Source organism: Streptacidiphilus neutrinimicus, from assembly GCF_000787815.1.
Lineage (GTDB): Bacteria > Actinomycetota > Actinomycetes > Streptomycetales > Streptomycetaceae > Streptacidiphilus > Streptacidiphilus neutrinimicus.
Window position 1 is genome coordinate 1 of the sequence record NZ_BBPO01000080.1, and the last position, 21,771, is coordinate 21,771.

At 72.0% G+C, this 21,771-nt stretch carries 24 protein-coding genes and 1 pseudogene; 3 read left to right on the forward strand and 22 right to left on the reverse strand.

All coding sequences use genetic code 11. The features are described from left to right. Positions 1-3: 3 nt before the first annotated feature. A pseudogene (locus TR48_RS46890) lies at positions 4-300 on the forward strand (peptidoglycan DD-metalloendopeptidase family protein); the annotation flags it as partial. A 32-nt stretch (positions 301-332) separates the two neighbouring features. On the opposite strand, the gene TR48_RS32445 reads toward TR48_RS46890, so the two are convergent. From TR48_RS32445 to proS, 18 genes are all read right to left on the reverse strand, one after another. Then, complete coding sequence (locus TR48_RS32445; protein WP_084729940.1) at positions 333-932, reverse strand: TetR/AcrR family transcriptional regulator; 600 nt, start codon at positions 930-932, stop codon at positions 333-335. A 47-nt stretch (positions 933-979) separates the two neighbouring features. Beyond that, positions 980-1,807: an RNA polymerase sigma factor WhiG gene (whiG, locus tag TR48_RS32450; RefSeq protein ID WP_042373967.1), complete on the reverse strand. Its 828-nt coding sequence runs from the start codon at positions 1,805-1,807 to the stop codon at positions 980-982. Between the two features lie 84 nt (positions 1,808-1,891). After that, entirely contained in the window at positions 1,892-3,028 is a 1,137-nt protein-coding gene (dprA, locus tag TR48_RS32455; protein ID WP_042374000.1) for a DNA-processing protein DprA, read from the reverse strand. Positions 3,029-3,486: 458 nt separating this feature from the next. Then, a complete protein-coding gene (locus TR48_RS32460; RefSeq protein ID WP_042373968.1) occupies positions 3,487-5,121 on the reverse strand; it encodes a YifB family Mg chelatase-like AAA ATPase in 1,635 nt (544 codons plus the stop codon). A gap of 1 nt (position 5,122) precedes the next feature. After that, the gene (locus tag TR48_RS32465; RefSeq protein ID WP_042373969.1) at positions 5,123-5,506 is read right to left on the reverse strand and encodes a YraN family protein; all 384 of its coding nucleotides are present in this window, start codon (positions 5,504-5,506) and stop codon (positions 5,123-5,125) included. A gap of 158 nt (positions 5,507-5,664) precedes the next feature. Further along, positions 5,665-5,997: a DUF2469 domain-containing protein gene (locus tag TR48_RS32470; protein ID WP_042373970.1), complete on the reverse strand. Its 333-nt coding sequence runs from the start codon at positions 5,995-5,997 to the stop codon at positions 5,665-5,667. A gap of 13 nt (positions 5,998-6,010) precedes the next feature. Further along, on the reverse strand, positions 6,011-6,529 hold the full coding sequence (locus TR48_RS32475; RefSeq protein ID WP_042373971.1) for an NUDIX hydrolase: 519 nt from the start codon (positions 6,527-6,529) through the stop codon (positions 6,011-6,013). A gap of 95 nt (positions 6,530-6,624) precedes the next feature. Further along, positions 6,625-7,356 carry a signal peptidase I gene (gene lepB / locus TR48_RS32480; RefSeq protein WP_042373972.1) on the reverse strand — a complete coding sequence of 244 codons (732 nt, stop codon included), beginning with the start codon at positions 7,354-7,356 and terminating at the stop codon, positions 6,625-6,627. Positions 7,357-7,499: 143 nt separating this feature from the next. Then, a complete protein-coding gene (gene lepB, locus TR48_RS32485; protein ID WP_042373973.1) occupies positions 7,500-8,576 on the reverse strand; it encodes a signal peptidase I in 1,077 nt (358 codons plus the stop codon). A gap of 46 nt (positions 8,577-8,622) precedes the next feature. Beyond that, the gene (lepB, locus tag TR48_RS32490) at positions 8,623-9,519 is read right to left on the reverse strand and encodes a signal peptidase I (RefSeq protein WP_042373974.1); all 897 of its coding nucleotides are present in this window, start codon (positions 9,517-9,519) and stop codon (positions 8,623-8,625) included. 70 nt (positions 9,520-9,589) lie between these two features. Then, positions 9,590-10,351 carry a signal peptidase I gene (lepB, locus tag TR48_RS32495; RefSeq protein WP_042373975.1) on the reverse strand — a complete coding sequence of 254 codons (762 nt, stop codon included), beginning with the start codon at positions 10,349-10,351 and terminating at the stop codon, positions 9,590-9,592. 77 nt (positions 10,352-10,428) lie between these two features. Beyond that, complete coding sequence (gene rplS, locus TR48_RS32500) at positions 10,429-10,779, reverse strand: 50S ribosomal protein L19 (RefSeq protein WP_042373976.1); 351 nt, start codon at positions 10,777-10,779, stop codon at positions 10,429-10,431. Between the two features lie 156 nt (positions 10,780-10,935). Next, positions 10,936-11,757, reverse strand: a complete 822-nt coding sequence (gene trmD, locus TR48_RS32505) for a tRNA (guanosine(37)-N1)-methyltransferase TrmD (protein ID WP_042373977.1) — start codon at positions 11,755-11,757, stop codon at positions 10,936-10,938. Then, the gene (gene rimM, locus TR48_RS32510; RefSeq protein WP_042373979.1) at positions 11,757-12,398 is read right to left on the reverse strand and encodes a ribosome maturation factor RimM; all 642 of its coding nucleotides are present in this window, start codon (positions 12,396-12,398) and stop codon (positions 11,757-11,759) included. Before rimM ends, trmD begins: the two co-directional genes overlap by 1 nt. A 108-nt stretch (positions 12,399-12,506) precedes the next feature. Continuing rightward, positions 12,507-12,746: an RNA-binding protein gene (locus TR48_RS32515; RefSeq protein ID WP_042373980.1), complete on the reverse strand. Its 240-nt coding sequence runs from the start codon at positions 12,744-12,746 to the stop codon at positions 12,507-12,509. Between the two features lie 2 nt (positions 12,747-12,748). Then, positions 12,749-13,186, reverse strand: coding sequence for a 30S ribosomal protein S16 (rpsP, locus tag TR48_RS32520; RefSeq protein WP_042373981.1), 438 nt, complete (start codon positions 13,184-13,186; stop codon positions 12,749-12,751). A 349-nt stretch (positions 13,187-13,535) separates the two neighbouring features. After that, positions 13,536-14,135, reverse strand: a complete 600-nt coding sequence (locus TR48_RS32525; protein ID WP_042373983.1) for a hypothetical protein — start codon at positions 14,133-14,135, stop codon at positions 13,536-13,538. Positions 14,136-14,393: 258 nt separating this feature from the next. Beyond that, positions 14,394-15,806 (reverse strand): proline--tRNA ligase, encoded by a 1,413-nt coding sequence (gene proS / locus TR48_RS32530; RefSeq protein WP_042373985.1) that lies wholly within the window; start codon positions 15,804-15,806, stop codon positions 14,394-14,396. Positions 15,807-15,969: 163 nt separating this feature from the next. Between proS and TR48_RS32535 the strand changes: the two genes are divergently transcribed. After that, the gene (locus TR48_RS32535) at positions 15,970-16,737 is read left to right on the forward strand and encodes a class I SAM-dependent methyltransferase (RefSeq protein WP_052443240.1); all 768 of its coding nucleotides are present in this window, start codon (positions 15,970-15,972) and stop codon (positions 16,735-16,737) included. Positions 16,738-16,747: 10 nt separating this feature from the next. On the opposite strand, the gene ftsH is transcribed toward TR48_RS32535, so the two are convergent. The 3 genes from ftsH to ffh all read right to left on the reverse strand — a co-directional run bounded on the left by ftsH (position 16,748) and on the right by ffh (position 20,849). Next, positions 16,748-18,670, reverse strand: coding sequence for an ATP-dependent zinc metalloprotease FtsH (gene ftsH / locus TR48_RS32540; protein WP_042373988.1), 1,923 nt, complete (start codon positions 18,668-18,670; stop codon positions 16,748-16,750). Positions 18,671-18,690: 20 nt separating this feature from the next. Beyond that, the gene (locus TR48_RS32545) at positions 18,691-19,227 is read right to left on the reverse strand and encodes a GNAT family N-acetyltransferase (protein ID WP_042373989.1); all 537 of its coding nucleotides are present in this window, start codon (positions 19,225-19,227) and stop codon (positions 18,691-18,693) included. 68 nt (positions 19,228-19,295) lie between these two features. Continuing rightward, on the reverse strand, positions 19,296-20,849 hold the full coding sequence (gene ffh / locus TR48_RS32550) for a signal recognition particle protein (protein ID WP_042373990.1): 1,554 nt from the start codon (positions 20,847-20,849) through the stop codon (positions 19,296-19,298). Between the two features lie 160 nt (positions 20,850-21,009). On the opposite strand from ffh, the gene TR48_RS32555 reads away from it, so the two are divergent. After that, complete coding sequence (locus TR48_RS32555; protein WP_052443241.1) at positions 21,010-21,516, forward strand: hypothetical protein; 507 nt, start codon at positions 21,010-21,012, stop codon at positions 21,514-21,516. Here the strand turns inward: TR48_RS32555 and TR48_RS32560 are convergent. Next, positions 21,450-21,771 (reverse strand): ACT domain-containing protein (locus tag TR48_RS32560; protein WP_042373991.1); only part of this gene is annotated, 322 nt, incomplete at its 5' end. The two genes, TR48_RS32555 and TR48_RS32560, sit on opposite strands and share 67 nt — an antisense overlap.

Sequence of the window (21,771 nt, forward strand, 5' to 3'; positions counted from 1 at the left end):
CCGGTGCGGTGGGCGGCCGGGCACCGCGGCGTCGACCTCGCGGCGGCGGTCGGGGCGCCGATCCGCTCGGTGCGGGCCGGGGTCGTCTCGTACGTGGGCGTCATCGCGGGGAAGCCGGTGGTCTCGGTGGAGCTGACCGGGACGGGGGCCCCGCCGCTGCGGACCACCTTCGAGCCGGTGGAGGCGAAGGTCGCCGTCGGCGAAGCGGTCGGAGCGGGGGCGGTCCTCGGGAGCCTCGCGGCCCGGGGAGGCCACTGCGCGGTCAGCTGCCTGCACTGGGGGCTGCTGCGCGGCCGGCACTACCTCGACCCCTTGGCCCTGGTCGCGCCGGGTCAGGCGCGGCTGCTCCCGCTGACCCCGTCCAGCACCAGGGCGACGGCCGCGTCGACGACGGCCTCCGGCTTCTCGTCGGCCGCCTCGCACAGGGCCAGCCGCTTCGCGGCGGCCTCGACGGTGCCCTGGAGCAGTTGCGCCGCGAGCGCGGGCCGCGGGTGTCCGAGGTCGGTGAGCGCGTCGACCAGCGGCCCCACCAGCAGTCCGTGCGCGGCGCGGATGCGCTCCCGCGCGCCCTCGTCCAGCTCCAGGGCGGACAGCGTGGCCAGGGCCCGGTGGCGGGCGTCGCCGACGAGCGCGAGCTGCGCCCGGACGTACGCCTCGACGCGCGCGACGGGCGTCTCCACGGTGCGCACCGCCGCGGCGACCTCCGCGGCCCAGGCCGGCAGATCGACGGCGCACAGCGCCTCGACGACGGCGGCGCGGGACTTGAAGTACTCATAGACCGAGGAGCGGGCCAGGCCGGTCCGCGCGGCGAGGCCCGGGAAGGTCAGCGCCTCCATCCCGCCCTGAGCGAGGAGCTCACGGGCGGCGTCGAGCAGCGCGTCGTGCTGGAGCCTGCGGTGCTCGGCGACGGAGGCAGCTCGGATTCTCGGCACGGGCCCCAGACTACTGCGCGCCTCCGGCGCCGGTGGAAGGGCTCGGCTCAGCGTGCGTCGGAGAGCTTCGCCCGCAACTGCAGCACCGCCTTGGTGTGGATCTGGCTGATCCGGCTCTCGGTGACGCCGAGCACGTTGCCGATCTCCGCGAGGGTGAAGCCCTCGTAGTAGTACAGGCTCACCACCGTCTTCTCCCGGTCGGGGAGGGTGTTGATGGCGCGGGCCAGGAGCCGTCGGACCTCGCGGTTCTCGGCGACCTCCTCCGGGTCGTCCGCCGTGGTGTCGACCAGGGTGTCGACCAGGCTGCCGCGGGCCTCGCCGCTCTCTCCGGAGGCGTGCAGCAGTTCGTCGAGGGCGACGACGTTCGCCAGCGAGAGCTGGCTGAAGATGCCGTGGAGCTCCTCGATCTGGATGCCCATCTCGGCCGCGACCTCCGAGTCGCCCGGCGTGCGGCGCAGGTTGACCTCGAGGGTGGCGTAGGCGCGCTCCACGGCGCGCGCCTTCTGGCGGATTGACCGAGGGATCCAGTCGAGCGCGCGCAGCTCGTCGATGATCGCGCCGCGGATCCGGCTGATCGCGTAGGTCTCGAACTTGATCGCCCGCTCGGGGTCGAACTTCTCGATGGCGTCGATCAGGCCGAAGATGCCGGACGAGACGAAGTCCGCCTGCTCCACGTTGGCCGGCAGGCCCACGCTGACGCGCCCCGCCACGTACTTCACCAGTGGCGAGTAGTGCAGGATCAGCTGCTCCCGCAGCCGGGGGTCGCCCGAGTCCTTGTAGGCGCGCCAGAGCTCGTCCACCGTACGCACCCGCGCACTGCGGGGTCCGGGGATGCTGCGGGGTTCCCCCGCAGGGGAGCTGGCGTACCTGGGCATGCGTCGCTTGAGCCGTTCTACCGATCCATTGGGCCATTCAACGGAACGGATGTGAGCGTAGCGTGACGGCGTGCTTTCTGAGCGCTATGAAGTGCCCTTGCACGCTGGATTCAGCCTCCAGTGCGCCCCGAGTCGTTCGACCAGACCGAGGGACAGGAGTTCGTAGAGCCGCCGCAGCACCACGTCCGGGCCCAGCAGGGAGCGTTGGACCAGGGATTCCACGCTCCCGCCGCGCGCCGACGCGGGCAGTGATTCGAGCACGCGCAGAGTCTCGGGAGCCAGCGCGTCGCGGAGTCGTTCACGCCCCTCCGCCGTGGCGACGAGATCCGTTCCGATCTCGCCGACCTGTTCGACGACTTCACCCGCGTCGGCGACGAGCACCGCGCCGCGGCGGATCAGCTCGTGCGTGCCGGCGGAGAGCGAACTGGTGGCCGGGCCGGGCATGGCCATCACCTGCCGACACAGATCGGCCGCCCAGCGGGCGGTGTTGAGCGAACCGCTGCGGCGCGCCGCCTCGACCACGACGGTGCCTCGGGTGAGCGCGGCGATGACGCGGTTGCGCTGCAGGAACCGCGGCCGGTTCGGGTGGGCGCCGAGCGGGAGTTCACTGAGCAACAGGCCGTGCTCGGCGATGCGACGCAGCAGTTGCTCGTTGGCGCGCGGGTAGACCTGGTCCACGCCGCAGCCGAGGATGCCCACCGTCGGGCCGCCGACGACGAGCGCGCCGCGGTGGGCGGCGGCGTCGATGCCGTAGGCGGCGCCGGAGAACACCGTCCAGCCGCGTTCGGTCAGGCTCGCGGACAGGTCGGCGGCGAGGCGCTGCCCGTAGCCCGTGCAGGCCCGCGCGCCGACGACGGCGACCGACCGGACGGCCAGCACGCGGAGCGAGGCGCTGCCGCGCGCCCACAGCGCGACGGGCCGGGCCGGGCCGAGGTCGTCCAGCTGGGTCGGCCAGCCGACCTCGCCCCGGCAGATCAGCCGCGCCCCGATCAGCGCGCCGCGCGCGATCTCGCGCGCCCCGTCCGGCACCTCGACGCCCGCGGGCAGCGCGCGCGTGAGGCGCGCGAGCGCCTCCTCGGGGCCCCGCTCGTCGATCAGCTCCCCGACCCGCTCGTCCCCCGGCTCGACGACCCGCCCCAGCGCGGCCCACACCGCCCGCTCCCCCTCAGCCAGCAGCCCCGCGTCGGGTGCGCCGGAAGGCTCGGGTTCAGATGCGTTCATGACGGCTCCAGGGGAGGGGGTGGATGGGATTCCGGAGGGAGGGACCGCACACCGCACCACGCCGCGGTCCGGTCTGTCTTGGGCGGCGGTCCGGCCCGGCAGCGACGGTGCGGTTCCGGGGGCCCGGGCCGCGGCGGCGGCCACGGCCACGGGGCTGGGCAGCGCATGAACGGCACGCCGCTCTGCGCGCCGCCGGACCCGCGCCCGGGGCCGTCGCCCGCAGGGCCGCCCAAGCGGTCGGCACGGCGCAGGGGGGCGGACCGCCTGCCGCAGGCTGGGCCCGGGCAGAGAACCCGCGCAGTGCGGCCGCCCGCGGCTGCGGGTCGGCTCCCGTGCCGGGTGGTGGGGCGGGACCGGGACCTGGGCCGGTCCGGGCCGGGTGGTGGGCGGTCCCGTGCCGACGCGGCGCTTCTGGACGGGGCGCGGGCACGGGACCGGTCGGTGGGGTGGGGCGAGCGTCAGAAGCATGGGTCGGGGGGTGAGGCGGAGCGGAAGGCGTTGCCGCGGAGGGCGAGGGCGGTGCGGACGTGGTCCCGGCCGGGGCGGGCGGAGCCCGCGAGGTCGGCAGCCGTCCAGGCGACGCGGAGGACGCGGTCGAGGCCGCGGGCGGTGAGGAAGCCGCGTTCCATCTCGCGTTCCGCGTCGCGCAGCGCCTCGGGGCCGAGGGGGTAGCGGGTGCGCAGCTCGTGCCCGGGGACCTCGCCGTTGAGACGCCACGGGGCCTCCGCGTACCTCGCCGCGGCACGCTCGCGCGCTGCGAGGACGCGGGCGGCGACGGCCGCGCTGGACTCGGCGGGCGCCTCCCGCTGCCGCAGCAGCGCCGTACGGCTCACGGCGTCGACCTCGACGCGGAGGTCGACGCGGTCCAGCAGCGGCCCGCTCAGCCGGGCTTGATAGCGCGTCACCATGGTGGGCGTGCACTCGCAGGAATCGCCGTGCCGCGACCAGCGCCCGCACGGGCAGGGGTTGGCGGCGAGCAGCAGCAGGAAGCGGGCGGGCAGCCGCAGCGAGCCCGCCGAGCGGGCGATGAGCACCTCGCCGGCCTCCAGCGGCTGCCGCAGCGCGTCGAGCACGCGGACGCTGAACTCCGGCGCCTCGTCGAGGAAGAGCACGCCCCGGTGGGCGAGCGAGGCCACGCCGGGCCGGGGCAGGCCGCTGCCGCCGCCGACGATGGCGGGCATCGTCGTGCTGTGGTGCGGCGCGCAGTACGGCGCGTGCTGGACCAGCGGGCGGCCCGGTGGGAGGAGACCCGCGATGGAGTGGATGGCGGTGACCTCCAGCGCCTCCTGCTGCCCGAGCGGCGGCAGGACGCCGGGCAGGCGCTCGGCCAGCATCGTCTTGCCCGCGCCCGGCGGGCCCTTCAGGAACAGGTGGTGGCCGCCCGCGGCCGCGAGCTCCAGGGCGTGGCGGGCCTCGCACTGGCCCGCGACGTCGGCGAGGTCCTTGCGCCAGCCGCCGTCCGCAGAGGCGGACCCGGACGCGTCCTTCCGCCGGACGCCGAGCCCGGGCAGCGCGAGCCCGGCGAGGGCGGGATCGGGCCCGCTGCCGAAGAGCTGCTCCGGTGGCTCCTCCGGCTCAGGCTCCCCGCACAGCAGCGCGATCAGCTGGCGCAGCGAGCGGACCGCGAGCACCTCGACGCCCGGCACCAGCGCGGCCTCGGCCGCGGTGGCCTGGGGGACGGCGACCTTGGCGTAGCCCGCGTCGGCGGCGGCCAGCACGGCCGGGAGGACCCCCCGGACGGGTCGTGCCCGGCCGTCCAGGCCGAGCTCGCCGACGAGCAGCAACCGCTCGATCGACTCCGGCTTGAGCCGCTCGCACGCCGCGAGGACGGCGCAGGCGATGGCCAGGTCGAAGCCTGAGCCGGACTTCGGCACGGAGGCGGGCGAGAGGCCGACGGTGAGCTTGCGCAGCGGCCACTTCTCGCCGCTGTTCACCACCGCCGCGCGCACGCGGTCCCGGGACTCGTTGATCGCCTTGTCGGGCAGCCCGACGATCGTGAACGCGGCCAGGCCCGGCTCGATGTCCGCCTGGACCTCGACCACGACGCCGTCCACGCCGAGGAGCGCGACGGACCCGGTGCGGGCGAAGGCCATCTCAGGCCACCGCCCCGCGCAGGTGCGTGACCCTGGCCGGGCCCCGACGGCCGTGGACGACGCCGATCAGATCGATCCGGACGCCGCCCGGGGGCGGCGGCCCCGACCAGCGCTCCGCGAGCCAGCGCTCGGCGAGATCGGCCAGCCTGCCCGCTTTGGCCTCGTCGATCGCCTCGGCCGGGCTCTGCGGGCCGTTCTCGGTGCGGGTCTTCACCTCGCAGACGGCCAGCACGGGGCCGTCGGGCTGCGGATCGAGCGCGACGATGTCCAGCTCGCCGGCGCGGCAGCGCCAGTTCCGGTCCAGGACGCGCAGCCCGGCCGACTCCAGGTGCCGAACGGCGGCGCGCTCTCCGTAGGCTCCGAGCGCCTGGGTACGTGCGGTCATCGGGGATCACCTCCGCGCAGCAGCCTTCCGCTGTGCGGAGCGCGATTCCAACGCCGTCAGCACACCTGTGGACAACCCCGGGGTGTGGAAAACCCGCTCACCCGCGCGGGGGACGCGCAGGCGACCCTCCAAGCCGCCCAGGAGCCGTCAGTGAGCCGTCAGTGCCCCCCGCCGAAGCCCGCGTCGTCCTGCGGGAGCTCGAGATCGCTCTTGGCGAGCTCCTCCACGTTCACGTCCTTGAAGGTGAGCACCCTGACCTGGCGCACGAAGCGCGCCGGGCGGTACATGTCCCAGACCCACGCGTCCGCCATCGTGACCTCGAAGAACACCTCGCCCTGGAGCGAGTGGACCTTGAGCTCGTAGTCGTTGGTCAGGTAGAAGCGGCGCTCGGTCTCGATGACGTACTTGAACAGCCCGACGACGTCCCGGTACTCCCGGTAGAGCTTGAGCTCCATCTCGGTCTCGTACTTCTCGAGATCCTCGGCACTCATCCCTACGTTCCCCTCAGCTGTGCGTACGTCCAACCATTGTGGACCACAGGCGCGGCCCGGAGAGCCTGACCGGGCGGGCCGGCGGGCCTTCCCGCAGGACCTGGCCGAGGAGCTTCGCCAGTGCGTTCGGATAGATCGTCTCGCGGGTGGCGTTCAGCTCGTCCAGGGTCCACCAGCGCAGCTCGTCCGTGCTGCGCAGCTCCAGCTCGGTCTGACCCGAGGCGTCGGTCTCCACGGTGTCCGTCCGGGCCAGGTAGTACCACTCGTCCTGGGCGTACATTCGGCCATCGAACTCGAACTCGGTCGCCCGGGTGGCGAGCAGCGCGCCGAGGCGGGCGTCACGGATGCCGGTCTCCTCGGCGATCTCGCGGTAGGCCGCGTCGGCGAGCTCCTCGCCGTCCTCGACGCCGCCGCCCGGGGTGAACCACCACTGGCGGCCCCGCTCCCGCGGGTCGAAGCCGTGCAGCAACAGGATCCGGTCCTGCGGATCGAGCAGCAGCACGCGCGCAGCCCTGCGCCGCTTGGGTCCCATCCGCCGCCTTCCCTGTCCCGTACCGTCGAACCACCGTCGAACCACCGACGAACCACCGACGAACCGCCGACGAACCGCCGCCCGCTCCGCGGGGTTCAGGCCCCGCGCGTGCGCCGACGGTTCACTATGCCAGCGACGGTACCCGCCCCCGCGGTGATCAACACCAGCGCGCCGCCGCCGACCGCCGCGTAGGCGGCCAGGCCCAGCGGTCCGTGGTCGGTCGCGGCGTGGCCGCCGGGCAGCGAGTCGAAGACGGTGGTGCGGTCGACGGTGTGGACGGAGCCGACCGGGAAGACCACGCCCTCGACCCGGCCGACCACGGACGAGACCGGGACGGTACCGTCGAGCTGGTCGATGTGGACCCGGGAGTCCTCGGAAATGGCGCGGTTGTCGCCCATCAGCCAGAGCCGTCCGGCCGGGACCACCGCGGAGAACTGCTGGTCGGCGGGGCCGGCCCGGCCGACGGTCGGGTTCTGGTCGAGGTAGGTCTCCGCGAGCGGGGTGCCGTTGACGGTGACCCGGCCCTGGGCGTCGCAGCACTTCACGTGGTCGCCGCCGATGCCGATCACGCGCTTGACCATGGCCGTGTTGCCCCACTGGGCGTCCTTGAAGACGACGACGTCGCCGCGGCCGATGGCGTCGCCGGAGACCTTCTCGGCCAGCACCGTCTGCCCTGCCATGACCGTCGGCTCCATCGAGCCGGTCGGCACCGCGTAAGGGCGGTACTGGAAGGCGATCAGCGCGAAGCCGCCGATCATGGCCACCAGGCCGATCCCGATGCCGAGAGCCTGGATCACCGCGCCCGCTGTGGGCTTCCGTCCCGCCATCCCGTGCCGCTCCCGCTCTCCGCCGCCGTCCAGAGGCGCGCACGACAGGGGGCCGTGGCGCGTCCGAGCAGATTACTCGGCAGTACCACGGCCCCCGCAAGGCCTGGAGGGAAAGAGCCGGACGACCGGGCTCGCCCCGGCGGCTACCTCTGGCGCAGCTTGCGGCGTCGGTTCAGCCAGGTGATCGGGACGGCGCCGACCAGGCCGACCACGCCCGGGGAGCCCGCCGCGAGGGCCAGCGCCTGGTTGTTGATGCCCGGCTGGGAGAAGGTGTCCGGGATCGGCAGCGTCTTCCAGTGGGAGAGCGGCCAGGCCACGACGATCGCACGGCCGATGACCTTGCTGTCCGGCACCGAGCCGCCGCCGGGCTCGTCCGCGTGGTAGCGGGAGTCGAGCGAGTCCTGGCGGTGGTCGCCCATCACGTAGATCGAGTTCGCGGGGACCTTGAAGGTGGGGATGTTCTTGTCGCCGCAGGGGGTGCTGCCCGGGTAGAGGTAAGGCTCGTTCAGCGGCTTGCCGTTGACGTAGACCGGCCCGGTGCCGGTGCAGCTGATGGTGTCGCCGCCGACCGCGATGACGCGCTTGATCAGGTCCTTCTCGTTGACCGAGGGCATCAGGCCGATCCAGGACATCACGTCCTGGAAGCCGCGGACGACGGTGTTGCTGCTCGGCTGCTCGCCCGGCTCTCCGGCGAGCCAGTCGCTCGGGTCGTGGAAGACCACGACCTCGCCGCGCGAGGGCTTGGAGCCGAAGTTCGGCGTCAGCTTGTCCACCAGCACGCGGTCGCCGACCTGGAGCGTGTTCTCCATCGAACCGGAGGGGATCGAGAAGGCCTGCACGAGGAAGGTCTTGATCAGCAGCGCGAGCGCGAGCGCGACGACGATGAGGATCGGCAGCTCCCTCCAGAAGGAGCGCTGCTTCTTGGCGGCCTTCTTGTCGGAGCCGGCCCGGCCGGCGCGACCGCCCCGGTCGTCGACGTCGTCGGGGTCGTCGACCCCGCCCCCGCCGCCAGCGCCGCGCCCGGCGCTGCCGAGGAAGTCATCGTCCTCGGAGAGGTTCGGCGTCGAACTCCCCGCCTGGTCACCCATATTCTTCGCAGCCTCGCTCTTTCCCTCGGCGGCTTCCCCGCGTGCCTTGTCGTCCACGGACCCTACGGTACGGCGGCTGGAGTCCTCGGGCTCGCCGACACCATCACGGGCACCGATCACCAAGTCCCCCACGTCGCCTCCTCAGCTGACTCGTGAACGGCGCCCGTCCACGAACTCACTACCACCAGCCCCGCCCGCGCTGCCACCGGACACCCACGACGCCTCGCGCGCGGCGGGCGCGACGTGCCCGCCTCACCCCGGGCGCAGCCGCGACCACACCCATAACGATCGGGAGTTCCGTAGGAACCGGGGAGAGCGGTCCGGCCGAGGAAACTTGACGAACACTTTGCTGGCCGTCGGGCAGGGTCTGCCAGCGGGAGACCGGCCACACGATCGCGACGGCCCGCCCGACCACGTCTTTCTCCGGTACGAAGCCGCCCCCGGGCTCGTTCATGTGGTACCGGGAGTCGGCGGAGATGTCGCGATGGTCACCCATCACCCACAACTCCCCCGGCGGCACCAGCACCTTGAAGGGGATCCGCGAGGGCGGGTTGCCGGCGAAGAGGTACGGCTCGTCGATCTCGTGGCCGTTGACGACGATCTTCCCGTCCGAGCCGCAGCACACGACGGTGTCGCCCGGTACGCCGATGACCCGCTTGATCAGGTCGCGGTCCGAGGGCAGCAGCCCGAGGAAGGTGAAGGTGTTCTTGAGCGCCCCGACCACCGGCCCCGAGGTGGGCACGGGGTCGTTCTTCAGCCAGTCGCTCGGGTCGTTGAAGACGACGACGTCGCCGCGCTGCGGGGTCCAGCCGAACCACGGCGAGAGCTTGTCGACGGCCACGCGGTCGCCGATCGCGATGGTGTTCTGCATCGACCCGGAGGGGATCGAGAAGACCTGGACCAGGAAGGTCTGCAGCAGCAGCGTGATCACCAGCGCGACGCCGATGACCAGCGGCACCTCGCGGACCAGCGAGCGCCGCCGGCGGCGCTTGGCCCGCCGGGCGCTGCGGCGCCGCTCCGCGCGACCGCGCCCGGCCCGGGACCCGTCGACGGAGAAGGCGTCCTCGTCGCGCACGGAGGCCCCGGACGCGGAGGCCCCGGACGCGGAGGCTCCGGAGGCAGACGCTCCGGACGCGGCCCGCGGTTTACCCCTGGTGCCCACGGGCCCCGCCTCCCGCGCTCGCGATCGCGCGGTCCAACGCGGCGAAGACCTGCGGGCGGTCGAGCGAACGCCCGTGGCCGAGGGGGGCGATCACCCATTCCGCACGCCCGATGACCCGGCTGACCGGCACGAAGCCGCCGCCCGGGTCGCCGAGGTGTGCGCGCGAGTCGGCGGAGACCGCCCGGTTGTCGCCGAGCACGAACAGCTCGCCGGCGGGCACCTGCACGTCGAACGGGAAGGAGGACGGAGCCGCGCCCGGGTAGAGGTAGGAGCTCTCGTCGAGCTCGACGCCGTCGACGGTGATCCGGCCGTGGGCGTCGCAGCACTTCACCGTGTCGCCGCCCACCCCGATGACGCGCTTGACGAAGTCGTCCCCTGAGGTGTCGCTGTCCGTGGTCCCGGTGTCGACGAAGGAGCCGCGCCCGTCGAACACGACGACGTCGCCGCGCTGCGGTGCGCCGCCGAAGTCGTAGGAAAGCTTGTTGACGAGCACCCGGTCGCCGACCGAGAGCGCGTCCTCCATGGAGCCCGAGGGGATCGTGAACGGCTGCACGACGAAACGGTTCAGCAGCACCAGTACGAGCAGGCAGAGGGCGATCAGCCCGACGAGTTCCCGGAAGCCCCTGGACCGGACGAACCCGGAGACGCGCGGAACGCCGAAGGACCGCGACGGCGCCTCGGTCCCCTCGTCGTCGACGGGGGACGGAGCGCTGTCGCGGTCCTCGGGAAGCTGCTGCGTTTCCATGGCGGGAGCAGCCTAAGCCATCAGGCTGTGCCGCAAAGGAACGCTCTGCTCTTTGGGCCGGAACCCGACGCGGGAGCTCAGCTCTCGCGCTTCTCCTTGATCTTCGCGGCCTTGCCGCGCAGGTCGCGCAGGTAGTACAGCTTGGCGCGACGGACCGAACCGCGGGTCACGACCTCGATCTTCTCGACGATCGGGGTGTGCACCGGGAAGGTGCGCTCGACGCCGACGTTGAAGGAGACCTTGCGGACCGTGAAGGTCTCGCGGACGCCCGCGCCCTGGCGGCGGATGACGACACCCTTGAACTGCTGGATGCGGGAGCGGTTGCCCTCGATGACGCGAACGTGGACGTTCACGGTGTCACCGGCGCGGAAGCTCGGAACGTCCGTACGGACCGACGCGGAGTCGATCTCGCTGATCAGGTTGGCCATGATCTCTCCATCACGAGCGCCACAGGCCGCCCGCGGAAATTCGTCTGCAGATGGGGTGCTGTGTGTCCACCGGTTCCCGTCGTCCCCCCTGAGGCAGAGGCGGCGGTCCTGTGTGCGGCTCAAGCACCGCAGCGGCCGGAGACAGGCAGCAAGGGGTCATTCTGCCACGTCGTCCCGGTTCCGAAGAAATCGGCCGCTCGGCTCGTCCCACCGGACGCCGAGACCGGCCAGCGCCTTGAGGTCGTGCTTGTCCATCTCCTCGCGCCGCCAGCGCGCGACCAGGTCGGGCCGATGGGCGAGGGTGCGGGCGAAGGCCTGGTCGCGGCGCCAGCGGGCGATCTTGCCGTGGTGGCCGCTGAGCAGCACCTCGGGCACCTCACGGCCACGCCACTCGGCCGGCTTGGTGTAGACGGGGCCCTCCAGCAGGTCGGCCATCCGCCCGGGCGCGAAGGAGTCGTCCTGGTGGGACTCGGCGTTGCCCAGCACGCCGGGCAGCAGCCGGGCCACGGCCTCGACGATGACCAGCACCGCGACCTCGCCGCCGGCGAGCACGTAGTCGCCGATGGAGACCTCGACGACCGGCATCCGGTCGGCGGCGTCCTCGATGACCCGGCGGTCGATGCCCTCGTACCGCGCGGGCGCGAAGGCGAGCCATGGCTCGGCGGCCAACTGCTGGGCCAGCTCCTGGGTGAACGGCCGTCCGCTGGGCGTCGGGACGACCAGCGTGGGGACCGCGCCCTCGCCGGGCCCGGAGGCGACGACCGCGTCCAGGGCCTCGGACCACGGCTCGGGCTTCATCACCATGCCGGGACCGCCGCCGTAGGGGGTGTCGTCCACGGTGCGGTGGATGTCGTGGGTGAACTCCCGCAGCTCGTGCAGGCGCACGTCCAGCTGCCCGCGGGCGCGGGCCTTGCCGACGAGGGAGAGATCGAGCGGCGCGAGGTACTCGGGGAAGATCGTGACGACGTCGATGCGCATCAGGCGTCGGCCCCGCCGTTCTTCTCGTCCTCGCCGGACTCGGCGGCGTCGGCAGGCTCAGCGGCGTCGGCAGACTCAGCCGACTCGGCGGTCTCGCCGGACTCGTCCCGGGAGGAGGCGACGACGGCCTCGGCCGCGTCGATCAGGCCCGGCGGCGGGGTGATCACGGCACGCTGCGCCTCCAGGTCGATCTCCGGGACGATCTCGCTGACGAACGGCACCAGCACCTCGGTGCCGTCCGGGCGCAGCACGGTCAGCAGATCCTGGTAGGGCAGGTGCAGCACCTCGGTGAGCTCGCCGACGACGGTGCCGTCGGTCAGCACCACGTCGAGGCCGACCAGCTGGTGGTCGTAGTACTCGTCCGGGTCCTCCGGACTGTCCTCGGGGTCGATCTCGGCGATCAGCAGCGTGCCGCGCAGCGCCTCGGCGCCGTTGCGGTCGTTCACGCCCTCGAAGCGCAGCAGCAGCCGGCCGCTGTGGACCTTGCCGGAGGCGACGGTCAGCGGACCGGCGGAGCTCGGGTCGGTCATCAGCACCGCGCCGGGGCCGAGCCGCAGCTCGGGCTCGTCGGTGCGCACCTCCACGGTGACGTCGCCCTTGATCCCGTGGGCGCGGCCGATCCGGCCGACGATCAGCTGCACTGTTCCGCTTCTCCTCACGTACTGCACAACGCTCGCTACACGACAAAAAGAGGACCGGCTGGGATCAAGGATCCCAGCCGGTCCGCAGAGGTGCCTCTTGGCAGCCCGTCAGCGGGCGCTGTCCACGTCGACCAGGTCGACGCGGACACTGCGACCGCCCAGGGCGGTGACCACGGTGCGCAGCGCACGCGCGGTGCGCCCACCGCGGCCGATGACCTTGCCCAGGTCCTCCGGGTGCACACGCACCTCGAGGACCCGGCCCCGGCGGAGCTCACGCGAGCGGACCTGGACGTCGTCCGGGTTCTCGACGATGCCCTTCACCAGATGCTCGAGGGCTTCCTCCAGCATGCTCAGGCCTCGGCGGAAGCGTCGGACTCGGCAGCGGCCTCGTCCTTCTTCTCCGTCTTCTTCGCCTTCGGGGTGATGGCGACACCGGTGGTCGAGTCCTCGAAGCCGGCGACGGCCTTGGCGAAGAGGTGCGAGAAGTCGGTGGTCTTCGGCTCGGCGACCTTCAGCGGCGCCGGGGCCTCGAGACCCTTGAACTTCTGCCAGTCACCGGTGAGCTTCAGGATGGCGAGCACGGCCTCGGTCGGCTGCGCGCCGACACCCAGCCAGTACTGCGCACGGTCGCTGTCGACCTCGATGATCGAGGGGTCGTAGGTCGGCTGGTAGATGCCGATCTCCTCGATCGCACGACCGTCACGCTTGGTGCGCGAGTCGGCGACGACGATGCGGTAGTGCGGGGAGCGAATCTTGCCGAGACGCTTCAGCTTGATCTTGACTGCCACGGGAGTGGTTTCTCCTGGTTTTGACGTGGTTGAGCAGCCGCGCATTCCACGTGGGGTTGCGGCTGCTGGCTGCTCGACGGACACGTCAGCCGGAGGAGAGAGGGGTCCTGCTCGGCTGCCGAGTACTCAGCTGTCCATTCTGCCATATCGGCGCAGGCCGCCTTACCACGGCGGGGCAGGGGCACGCGGCACGGCACCGGCGGGGGCCCTGCGGGCATGCGGCATCGCCGCATGTCGGCAGGGCCGACTCCACCGCACGAGCGCGCTCGCGCCCCTGCGTCCCGCACCCCCGGCACACCGCGGCCCGTGTTCCACGGTGCCGGGTGGTGCGACCTACCGCCGGTGAGGCCTAGCGGCGAGCGCGCGGCTCGGCGATCTGGAAGGTCTCCCCGCAGTTGCCGCAGACGATCGGCGCCTGGGACAGCACGGAAGGAACCACCCGGACGTTGCGCCCGCAGCCGCACACCGCCTTGACGCGGACGCCGCCCCCGGAGGAGCCGTGCCGTGTCGCGGGACCGCGGAAGGTACGCGACCGGTCGACCACGCCGCTGGTCGCGGCGGCATGGTCGCCGAGCGCGCGCTGCAGGCGATCAATCGTTTCCGCATAGCGCTCGCGGGTCTCCGGTCGCATGGTGACCAGAGAGAACCCGGAGCTTGGATGAGGGTCGGCGTTGTGGTCCAGGCCGAGTTCGTCGGCGAGGGCCAGGAAGCGCCGGTTGTGGTAGCGCCCGGCCCGGGAGGTGTCCCGGATGCCGCGCGCGGCGGCGAGGCCGTGTGCGGCCTCGTGCAACAGCCGCTCGAAACCGAGCTCGGTGCCGCAGGCCGAGGATGACTCCCCGATCAGCGACTCCGGAGCCGCAAGATTCGGCAGGTCGGAGTGGAAGCGCTGGATGTCGCCCCAGGCGATGGCCAGCTCAGCGGCGAGAACAAGAGGTTGTGTCGTGCTCACGCAACGCAAACGAGGAAGGTTCCCGGGATGTTCCGCAGAATCGGGAATTGTTGAAGGCTTTATTTTTCCGTGACCTGGGCCACATCAGTCGGCAACCTGAGGCCGAATGCTCAGGGATTCGCCATCTTCCGTTCTGGGAAAGCAAGTTGACCAGACGAAACGGGCCGGTCCGGGCACTCGCGAAGGAGAGCGCCGGACCGGCCCGGCTACGACGATCGGCGGAGCCGCGTCGAGGTGGGTCAGTAGGGTCGAGGTGGGTCAGTACGAGCGGGCCACGACCGCGATGTTGCCCGGCTGGTCGTCGGTGGCCGGCACCGAGCCGTCCTCGGCGACGATGCAGCGGACGGTGACACCCTGCTCGCCCAGCTTGGCCTCGCCCTCCGGGCCGAGCTCCGCCCAGGAGATCCGGCCGAAGCCGGTGGCGGCGGCCTCGACGGCCTCGTCGAGCGTCTTGACGTCCACCGTGCGGGCCAGGCGGCGCTCGCGCGTCTGCTGCAGCAGCAGCTCCTGGTCCTCCTCGAGGATCGTCGGCACGAGGGTGGCCAGGGCGTCGGCGTTGACCGGCTCCTTGCCGCCCGCGATCCGGCGGACCAGCATGGCCGTGCCGTTCTCCAGGTCGCGCGGGCCGACCTCGATGCGGACCGGGACGCCCTTGAGCTCCCAGTCCACCGCGCGGCGGCCGAACGGGGTGTCGGTCTTGTCGTCGACGACCACGCGGACGCCGGCGGCCTCCAGCCGGGCGCCGATCTCGCGGACCTTGGCCAGCACGGCCTCGTCGCCCTTGATCGCCAGCACGACCGCCTGGACGGCGGCGAGGCGCGGCGGGACCCGCAGACCGCTGTCGTCGCCGTGCGACATGATCAGCGCGCCGACCATGCGGGTCGTGGAGCCCCAGGAGGTCTGCCAGACGAACTCGCGCTCGCCCTCGCCCTTGAGGTAGGTGGTGTTGAAGGCCTTGGCGAAGTTCTGGCCCAGCTCGTGGCTGGTGCACATCTGCAGCGCCTTGCCGTCGCCCATCATCGCCTCGTGGGTGAGGGTGTTGATGGCGCCCGCGAACCGCTCCTTGGCCGTCTTGCGGCCCGGAATGGTGTCGATGGCCAGGATGTTGCGCATGAAGTCGCCGTAGACGTCCTTGTGGATCAGCGCGGCGAAGTCACGGGCGTCCTCGAAGGTGGCGTGGGCGGTGTGCCCCTCCTGCCAGAGGAACTCGGTGGTGCGCAGGAACAGGCGCGGACGCAGCTCCCAGCGCACGACGTTCGCCCACTGGTTGATCAGCAGGGGCAGATCGCGGTGGCTCTGGACCCACTTCGAGAAGTACTCGTTGATGATCGTCTCGGAGGTCGGCCGGACGACGACCGGCTCCTCGAGCTCCTTGCCGCCGCCGTGGGTGACCACGGCCAGCTCGGGCGCGAAGCCCTCGACGTGCTCGGCCTCCTTGGTCAGGTAGGACTGCGGGATGAAGAGCGGGAAGTACGCGTTCTGCGTGCCCGTCTTCTTGATCCGCGCGTCCATCTCCGACTGCATCCGCTCCCACAGCCCGTAGGCGTACGGTCGGATGACCATGGTGCCGCGCACCGGACCGTTGTCGGCCAGCTCGGCCTTGTTGATCAGATCCTGGTACCAGCGCGGGAAGTCCTCCGCCTGGGGGGTGAGAATGGGAGCCTTTGCCATGGGGCGAATGGTACGGCCCGGGAAGGCTCCGGCTCCAATCTGTTCCCTCCCGTGACGCGCGCCAAGGGGGGCCGTTCGGGCTCTGGACGGCGGACGGTTCCCGCGCTTGATTGGAGGCAGACGCCCGGCCGCACGAGGTGAGCCCGAGATGAGGAGCCGTCCTATGGTCTCTGCGCATACGGCCCGGACCACGGCTCGGCAGCGGGCGCGGGACTGGGCGGAGATCCAGGAGCGGATGCTGGTGCCGCTCTTCGAGGCGGTCTACTCCCGTCTGGACGTCGGTCCCGCCACCTCGGTCCTGGGCCTGGGCTGCCGTAGCGGGCTGGCACTGCTGCTGGCCGCGGGACGCGGCGCGGAGGTCGTGGGGCTCGAGCCGGAGGCGGAGCTGCGCGAGATCGCCCAGGACCGTTCGCTGCGGGTCCTCACCGACGTCTACCGCGAGCTGTCCTCCGGACGGCCGGCGACGCACACCCTGGTCACCGCGTTCGAGCACCTGTCCTGCGCGGCGGATCCGCGCGCCCTGGTCCACGACGCCGCCCGGCTCACGGCGCGCGGCGGTCACGTCGCGCTCGCGGTCTGGGGCCCCGAGGAGCGCTGCGAGAGCGCGTCTGTCCTGGACGTCGCCCGCCGCCACGGCGGCTACGACGCGTTCGCGCTGGCCGCGCCCGGCGCGCTGGACTCCCTGATCGCCGACGCGGGCCTGCGCCCGGCCGGCGGCGGCCGCGTGCGCTGCCCGTACGCCTACCCCGACCTCGACAGCGCGCTGCGCGGGCTGGTCTCGACGGGCGTCTTCGACGTGGCGACGGAGTTCGCGGGCGAGCGCCAGGTGGAGAAGGAACTGCTGGAGGCCCTCTTCCCGTGGACCCGGGAGGACGGGTCGGTCCGGATGGAGAACGTCTTCCGCTACGTCCTGGCGGAGCGGCTCAGGTAGGCACCGGGGCTCAGTCGCCGTCGGCCGTGCCGGTCACACCCGCGATGCGGTAGGCGTCCTCCTCGTCCAGGGTCTCGTGCTCCATCAGGGCGTGCGCCAGCGCGTCCAACTGGGGGCGGTGGGCGACGAGCTTGCGGCAGGCCTCGTCGTAGCACTCCGAGACGATCCGCCGGGCCTCCTCGTCCACCGCGTCGAGGGTGCTGGGCGCGGCGGCCAGACCGTAGGCCCCCTGGGACTCGTTCGGGATCGCGGTGAGCCGGCCGACGCGTTCGCTCATGCCCCAGCGGCCGGCCATGCCGCGGGCGAGGTTGGTGACCTGCTCCAGATCGCTCTCCGCGCCGGTGGTGATCATGCCGTAGACGACGTGCTCCGCGGCCATGCCGCCGAGCGCGCCGATGATGCGGCCGCGCAGGTACTCCTCGGTGTAGGAGTACCGGTCCGCCTCCGGTGTGGAGAGCGTGACGCCGAGCGCCCGGCCGCGCGGCACGATGGTGATCTTGCGGACCGGGTCCGCACCGGGCTGCAGCATGCCGAGGAGCGCGTGGCCCGACTCGTGGTACGCCGTGCGCAGCCGGTCCGCGTCGGGCATGACCAGTGCGCGGACGGCGCCCAGCTGGACCTTCTCCAGCGCCTCGGAGAAGTCGCGCGCCGCGACCTCGTCGTCCTTGCGCTTGACCGCGAGCAGCGCGGCCTCGTTGGCCAGGTTGGCCAGTTCCGCGCCGGTCATTCCCGGGGTGGTCTTCGCCACCTGTTCCAGGTCGACGTCGCCGGCGAGCGGCTTGTCCCGGGTGTGGATCTTCAGGATCGCCTCGCGCCCGGTGCGGTCCGGCGGGCTGACCACGACGGTGCGGTCGAAGCGGCCGGGCCGCAGCAGCGCCGGGTCCAGCACGTCGGAGCGGTTGGTGGCGGCGAGGACGACGACGCCCTCGGAGCCGGAGAAGCCGTCCATCTCGGTGAGGATCTGGTTGAGCGTCTGTTCCCGCTCGTCGTGGCCACCCGCGGAGTTGCCGCCGCCGCGGGCGCGGCCGATGGTGTCGATCTCGTCGATGAAGACGATCGCGGGCGCGACCTTGCGCGCCTCCGCGAACAGCTCCCGCACCCGGGACGCGCCCACACCGACGATCATCTCGATGAACTCGGAGGCCGAGGCGGAGAAGAAGGGCACGTTCGCCTCCCCCGCGACCGCGCGGGCCAGCAGCGTCTTGCCGGTGCCGGGAGGCCCCGCCAGCAGCACGCCGCGCGGCATCTTCGCGCCGAGCCTGCGGTACGCCTCGGGCCGCCGCAGGAAGTCGACGACCTCGGTGAGCTCGGCCTTGACCTCGTCGATGCCGGCCACGTCGTCGAAGGTGGTGCGCTTGGCGCCGGGCGCCAGCTCGACCGGCTTCGGCGCCGCCTTGCGGGCCAGCCCGCCCATGCCGCCGCCTGCGGCCATCCGGCGGGCCAGCAGGACCCAGACCAGGATCAGCAGCAGCATCGGCGCCAAGGAGATCAGCAGGTTGGCGAGAAAGCTGCGTTCCTTGACCACCGGCTCGGCGTCGACCTTGACGTTCTGCGACGTCAGTTCGCCCCACAGGTTGTCGCCTGCGAAAGTGGGACGGGTGGTGGTGAAGTTCTCGTAGGTCTGCTTGCTGTTGTTCGGGTCCGGCTGCGCGCTCTTGAGCTTGCCCTCGATCGAGTCGCCCTTGGCGTAGATCTCGGAGACCTGACCGGCGTTCAGTTGCTTGGTGAACTCGGTGTACGGGACGTTGAGCTTGTTCCCGCTGCCGAAGAGGTTGAGCAGCAGGTCGACGAGGAGGAAGACGACCAGGGCCGTGAGGATCATGCTGACCCAGTTGCCCCGCGGGGTCTTCCGCGGCAGCTGGGGCGGGGGCGGCGCGCCCTCCGAACGCCACAGCTTGTCAGGGTCCTCGCGAGGCGGCACAGGGCTGGTCACAGATGTGACAATACGGACACTCAGGACATGCTGCCAGCGCCCGGGCCGGGCCACTCCTCCATGGTCAGCGCGTACCGCTCGTGGTCCCGCCAGGCGTTCTGCAGGAACAGCATGCGCGGCGAGAAGCCCTCCAGGCGGAAGCCCAGCCGCTTGGCCATCGCGGCGGACGGCCCGTTCTCCGGCTGCACGTTGATCTCCAGCCGGTGCAGTCCCAGCCCGCCCGCCGTCTGCGGACGGAAGCAGGCGTCGACGACCAGTCGCATGCCCTCGGTCATCCGGCCGGTGCCGTTGTAGGGCAGGTAGGAGTTGTATCCCAGCGACGCGTTCTGGAACCGGCCGCGCACGATGTTCGACACGTTGCAGGTGCCGACGAGCCCGCCGTCCTCGATGTCGAAGATCAGGAACGAGCGCAGCGAGTCCCCCTGACGCCGCACCATGTCCGGCAACGCGTCCGGCTCGACGGGATTCCACCGCCCGATGTGCTCCGCCGAGCGGGTGACGGCCTCGTAGTACGCGGCGGCGTCGGAGAGTTGGGGGAAACGGATCTCTACACGCATGCGGCCACCCTAGTCATGCGGGGGGCGCGGGGAACCGCGTTCCCCGCGCCCCTGAGCCGTGCGACTGCCTACAGCAGGTCCTTGAACTCCTTGGGGAGCTCGAAGTCCGACGGGCCCTGGCCCGGGCCGAGCCCGAACGCGCCGCCCTGCTGCGGAGCGCCGTCGGTCTTCTTCTGCGCCGCCTGCTGCGCCTCCTGCTGGCGCTTGAGCGGGTTGCCGCTCTGGCGGCGGCCCTTGGCCGCCTTCTGCTGCTTGGGCTTGCGCGAGGCGCCGCCGCCCATGCCCGGCATGCCCGGCATCCCGGGGATGCCCTTGCCGCCGGCCATCGCGGACATCATCTTGCGCGCCTCGAAGAAGCGCTCGATCAGGCTGGAGACCTCGGAGACGTGGACGCCGGAACCCTTGGCGATACGGGCGCGCCGCGAGCCGTTGATCATCTTCGGGTCGTCGCGCTCGGCCTGGGTCATCGACTTGATGATCGCGCCGACGCGGGCGACGTCCTTGTCGTCGATGTTGTTGATCTGGTCCCGCATCTGCGCCATGCCGGGGAGCATGCCGAGCAGCTTGGTGATCGAGCCCATCTTGGAGACCTGCTCCAGCTGGGCCAGGAAGTCGCCGAGGCCGAACTCCTTGCCGCCCTTGCTGGCGAGCTTGGCGTGGACCTTGGCGGCCTCCTCCTGGGAGAAGGTCTTCTCGGCCTGCTCGATCAGGGAGAGGACGTCACCCATGCCCAGGATGCGCGAGGCCATCCGGTCCGGGTGGAACGCGTCGAAGTCCTCGAGCTTCTCGCCGTTGGAGGCGAACATGATCTGGCGGCCGGTGACATGCGCCACCGACAGGGCCGCACCACCGCGGGCGTCGCCGTCGAGCTTGGACAGCACGACACCGGTGAAGTCGACACCCTCGAGGAACGCCTGCGCCGTGGTGACCGCGTCCTGACCGATCATGGCGTCGACGACGAAGAGGACCTCGTCCGGGTTGATCGCGGCGCGGATGTCCGCGGCCTGCTGCATCAGCTCGGCGTCGATGCCGAGACGACCGGCGGTGTCGACGATGACGACGTCGTACTGCTTGTTCTTGGCGTAGTCGATCGAGTCCCTGGCGACCTTGACCGGGTCGCCGACGCCGTTGCCGGGCTCGGGGGCGAAGATCGCGACACCGGCGCGCTCGGCCATGACGCCGAGCTGGGTGACCGCGTTCGGGCGCTGGAGGTCACAGGCGACCAGCAGCGGGGTGTGCTTCTGGTCCTTGAGCCACTTGGCCAGCTTTCCGGCCAGGGTGGTCTTACCGGCGCCCTGGAGACCCGCCAGCATGATGACGGTCGGGCCGGTCTTGGCGTAGCGCAGGCGGCGGGTCTCGCCACCGAGGATGCTGATGAGCTCCTCGTTGACGATCTTGATGACCTGCTGGGCCGGGTTCAGCGCGGCCGAGACCTCGGCGCCGGTCGCACGCTCCTTGATCCGGGAGATGAAGGCGCGCACCGCGGGGAGGGCGACGTCCGCCTCCAGCAGGGCGATGCGGATCTCACGGGCGGTGGCGTCGATGTCCGCCTCGGAGAGGCGGCCCTTGCCCCGGAGGTTCTTGAACGTCGCTGCGAGGCGGTCGGAAAGGGTGTCGAACACGTCGGTCGCGGGTCCTCGTGACTCGGGGGCTGATACAGATTCGCCTTCCAGGGTATCTGGCCGCCCGCGGGTCCTGGGAACGCACCCGCAAGCCACCCTTACGAGGGGACCGCGCGCGTGCCTCCCACCGGGGCCGCGGGAAGGTCACCAGCATGGGCGTATGTCGCTGGTCGCCAGGCTGATCTACGCCCGTCGTCGTCCGCTGCTGAAACGCGTCGTGCAGGAGGTGCTCGCGCTGTACGGGGTCGAGGTGCCGGCCGAGGCCGAGATCGGGCCCGGGCTGCTCGTCTTCCACCGGGGTTTCGGGCTGGTCCTGCATCCGCGCACGACGCTGGGGGCGGACGTCGTGCTCTACAACAACGTCACCGTCGGCCGGGCCGACCCGTGGGTGCCGCAGCAGCTCAGCCGGATGGAGCGGGACGGCGTCGTGCTGTGCGCGGGGGCGCGGGTGATCTGCAAGGAGGGCGTGCTGACCGTGGGCCGGGGCACCGTCGTCGGCGCGAACGCCGTGCTGACGCGGTCCACCGGCCCGAACGAGGTCTGGGCCGGCGTGCCGGCCCAGCGGGTGGGCTTCCGGAAGCCGGCGCACGCGCCGGGGCCTCAGGCCAGCAGCGCCCGCTCCACCGAGCGCGCCAACTCCGCCGCCGCCGTGTCCGAGAGCGGCTGACCGACCGCGTCGGTGAGGTAGAAGGCGTCGACGGCGTCCGCGCCCAGCGTAGAGATGCGGGCCCGATGGACGCGCACGCCGGTGCCCTCCAGCGCGCGGCCGATGCGGTGCAGCAGGCCCGGGGCGTCGTGTGCGCGGACCTCCAGCACCGTCGCGGACGCGCTGCCGCCGGGCGCCACGGTCACCCGCGGCGGCGGGGCGACGTGGCCGCGCCGCCGCGGCGAGGCGGCGTCGCGCTCGGCCAGGCGGCGGGCG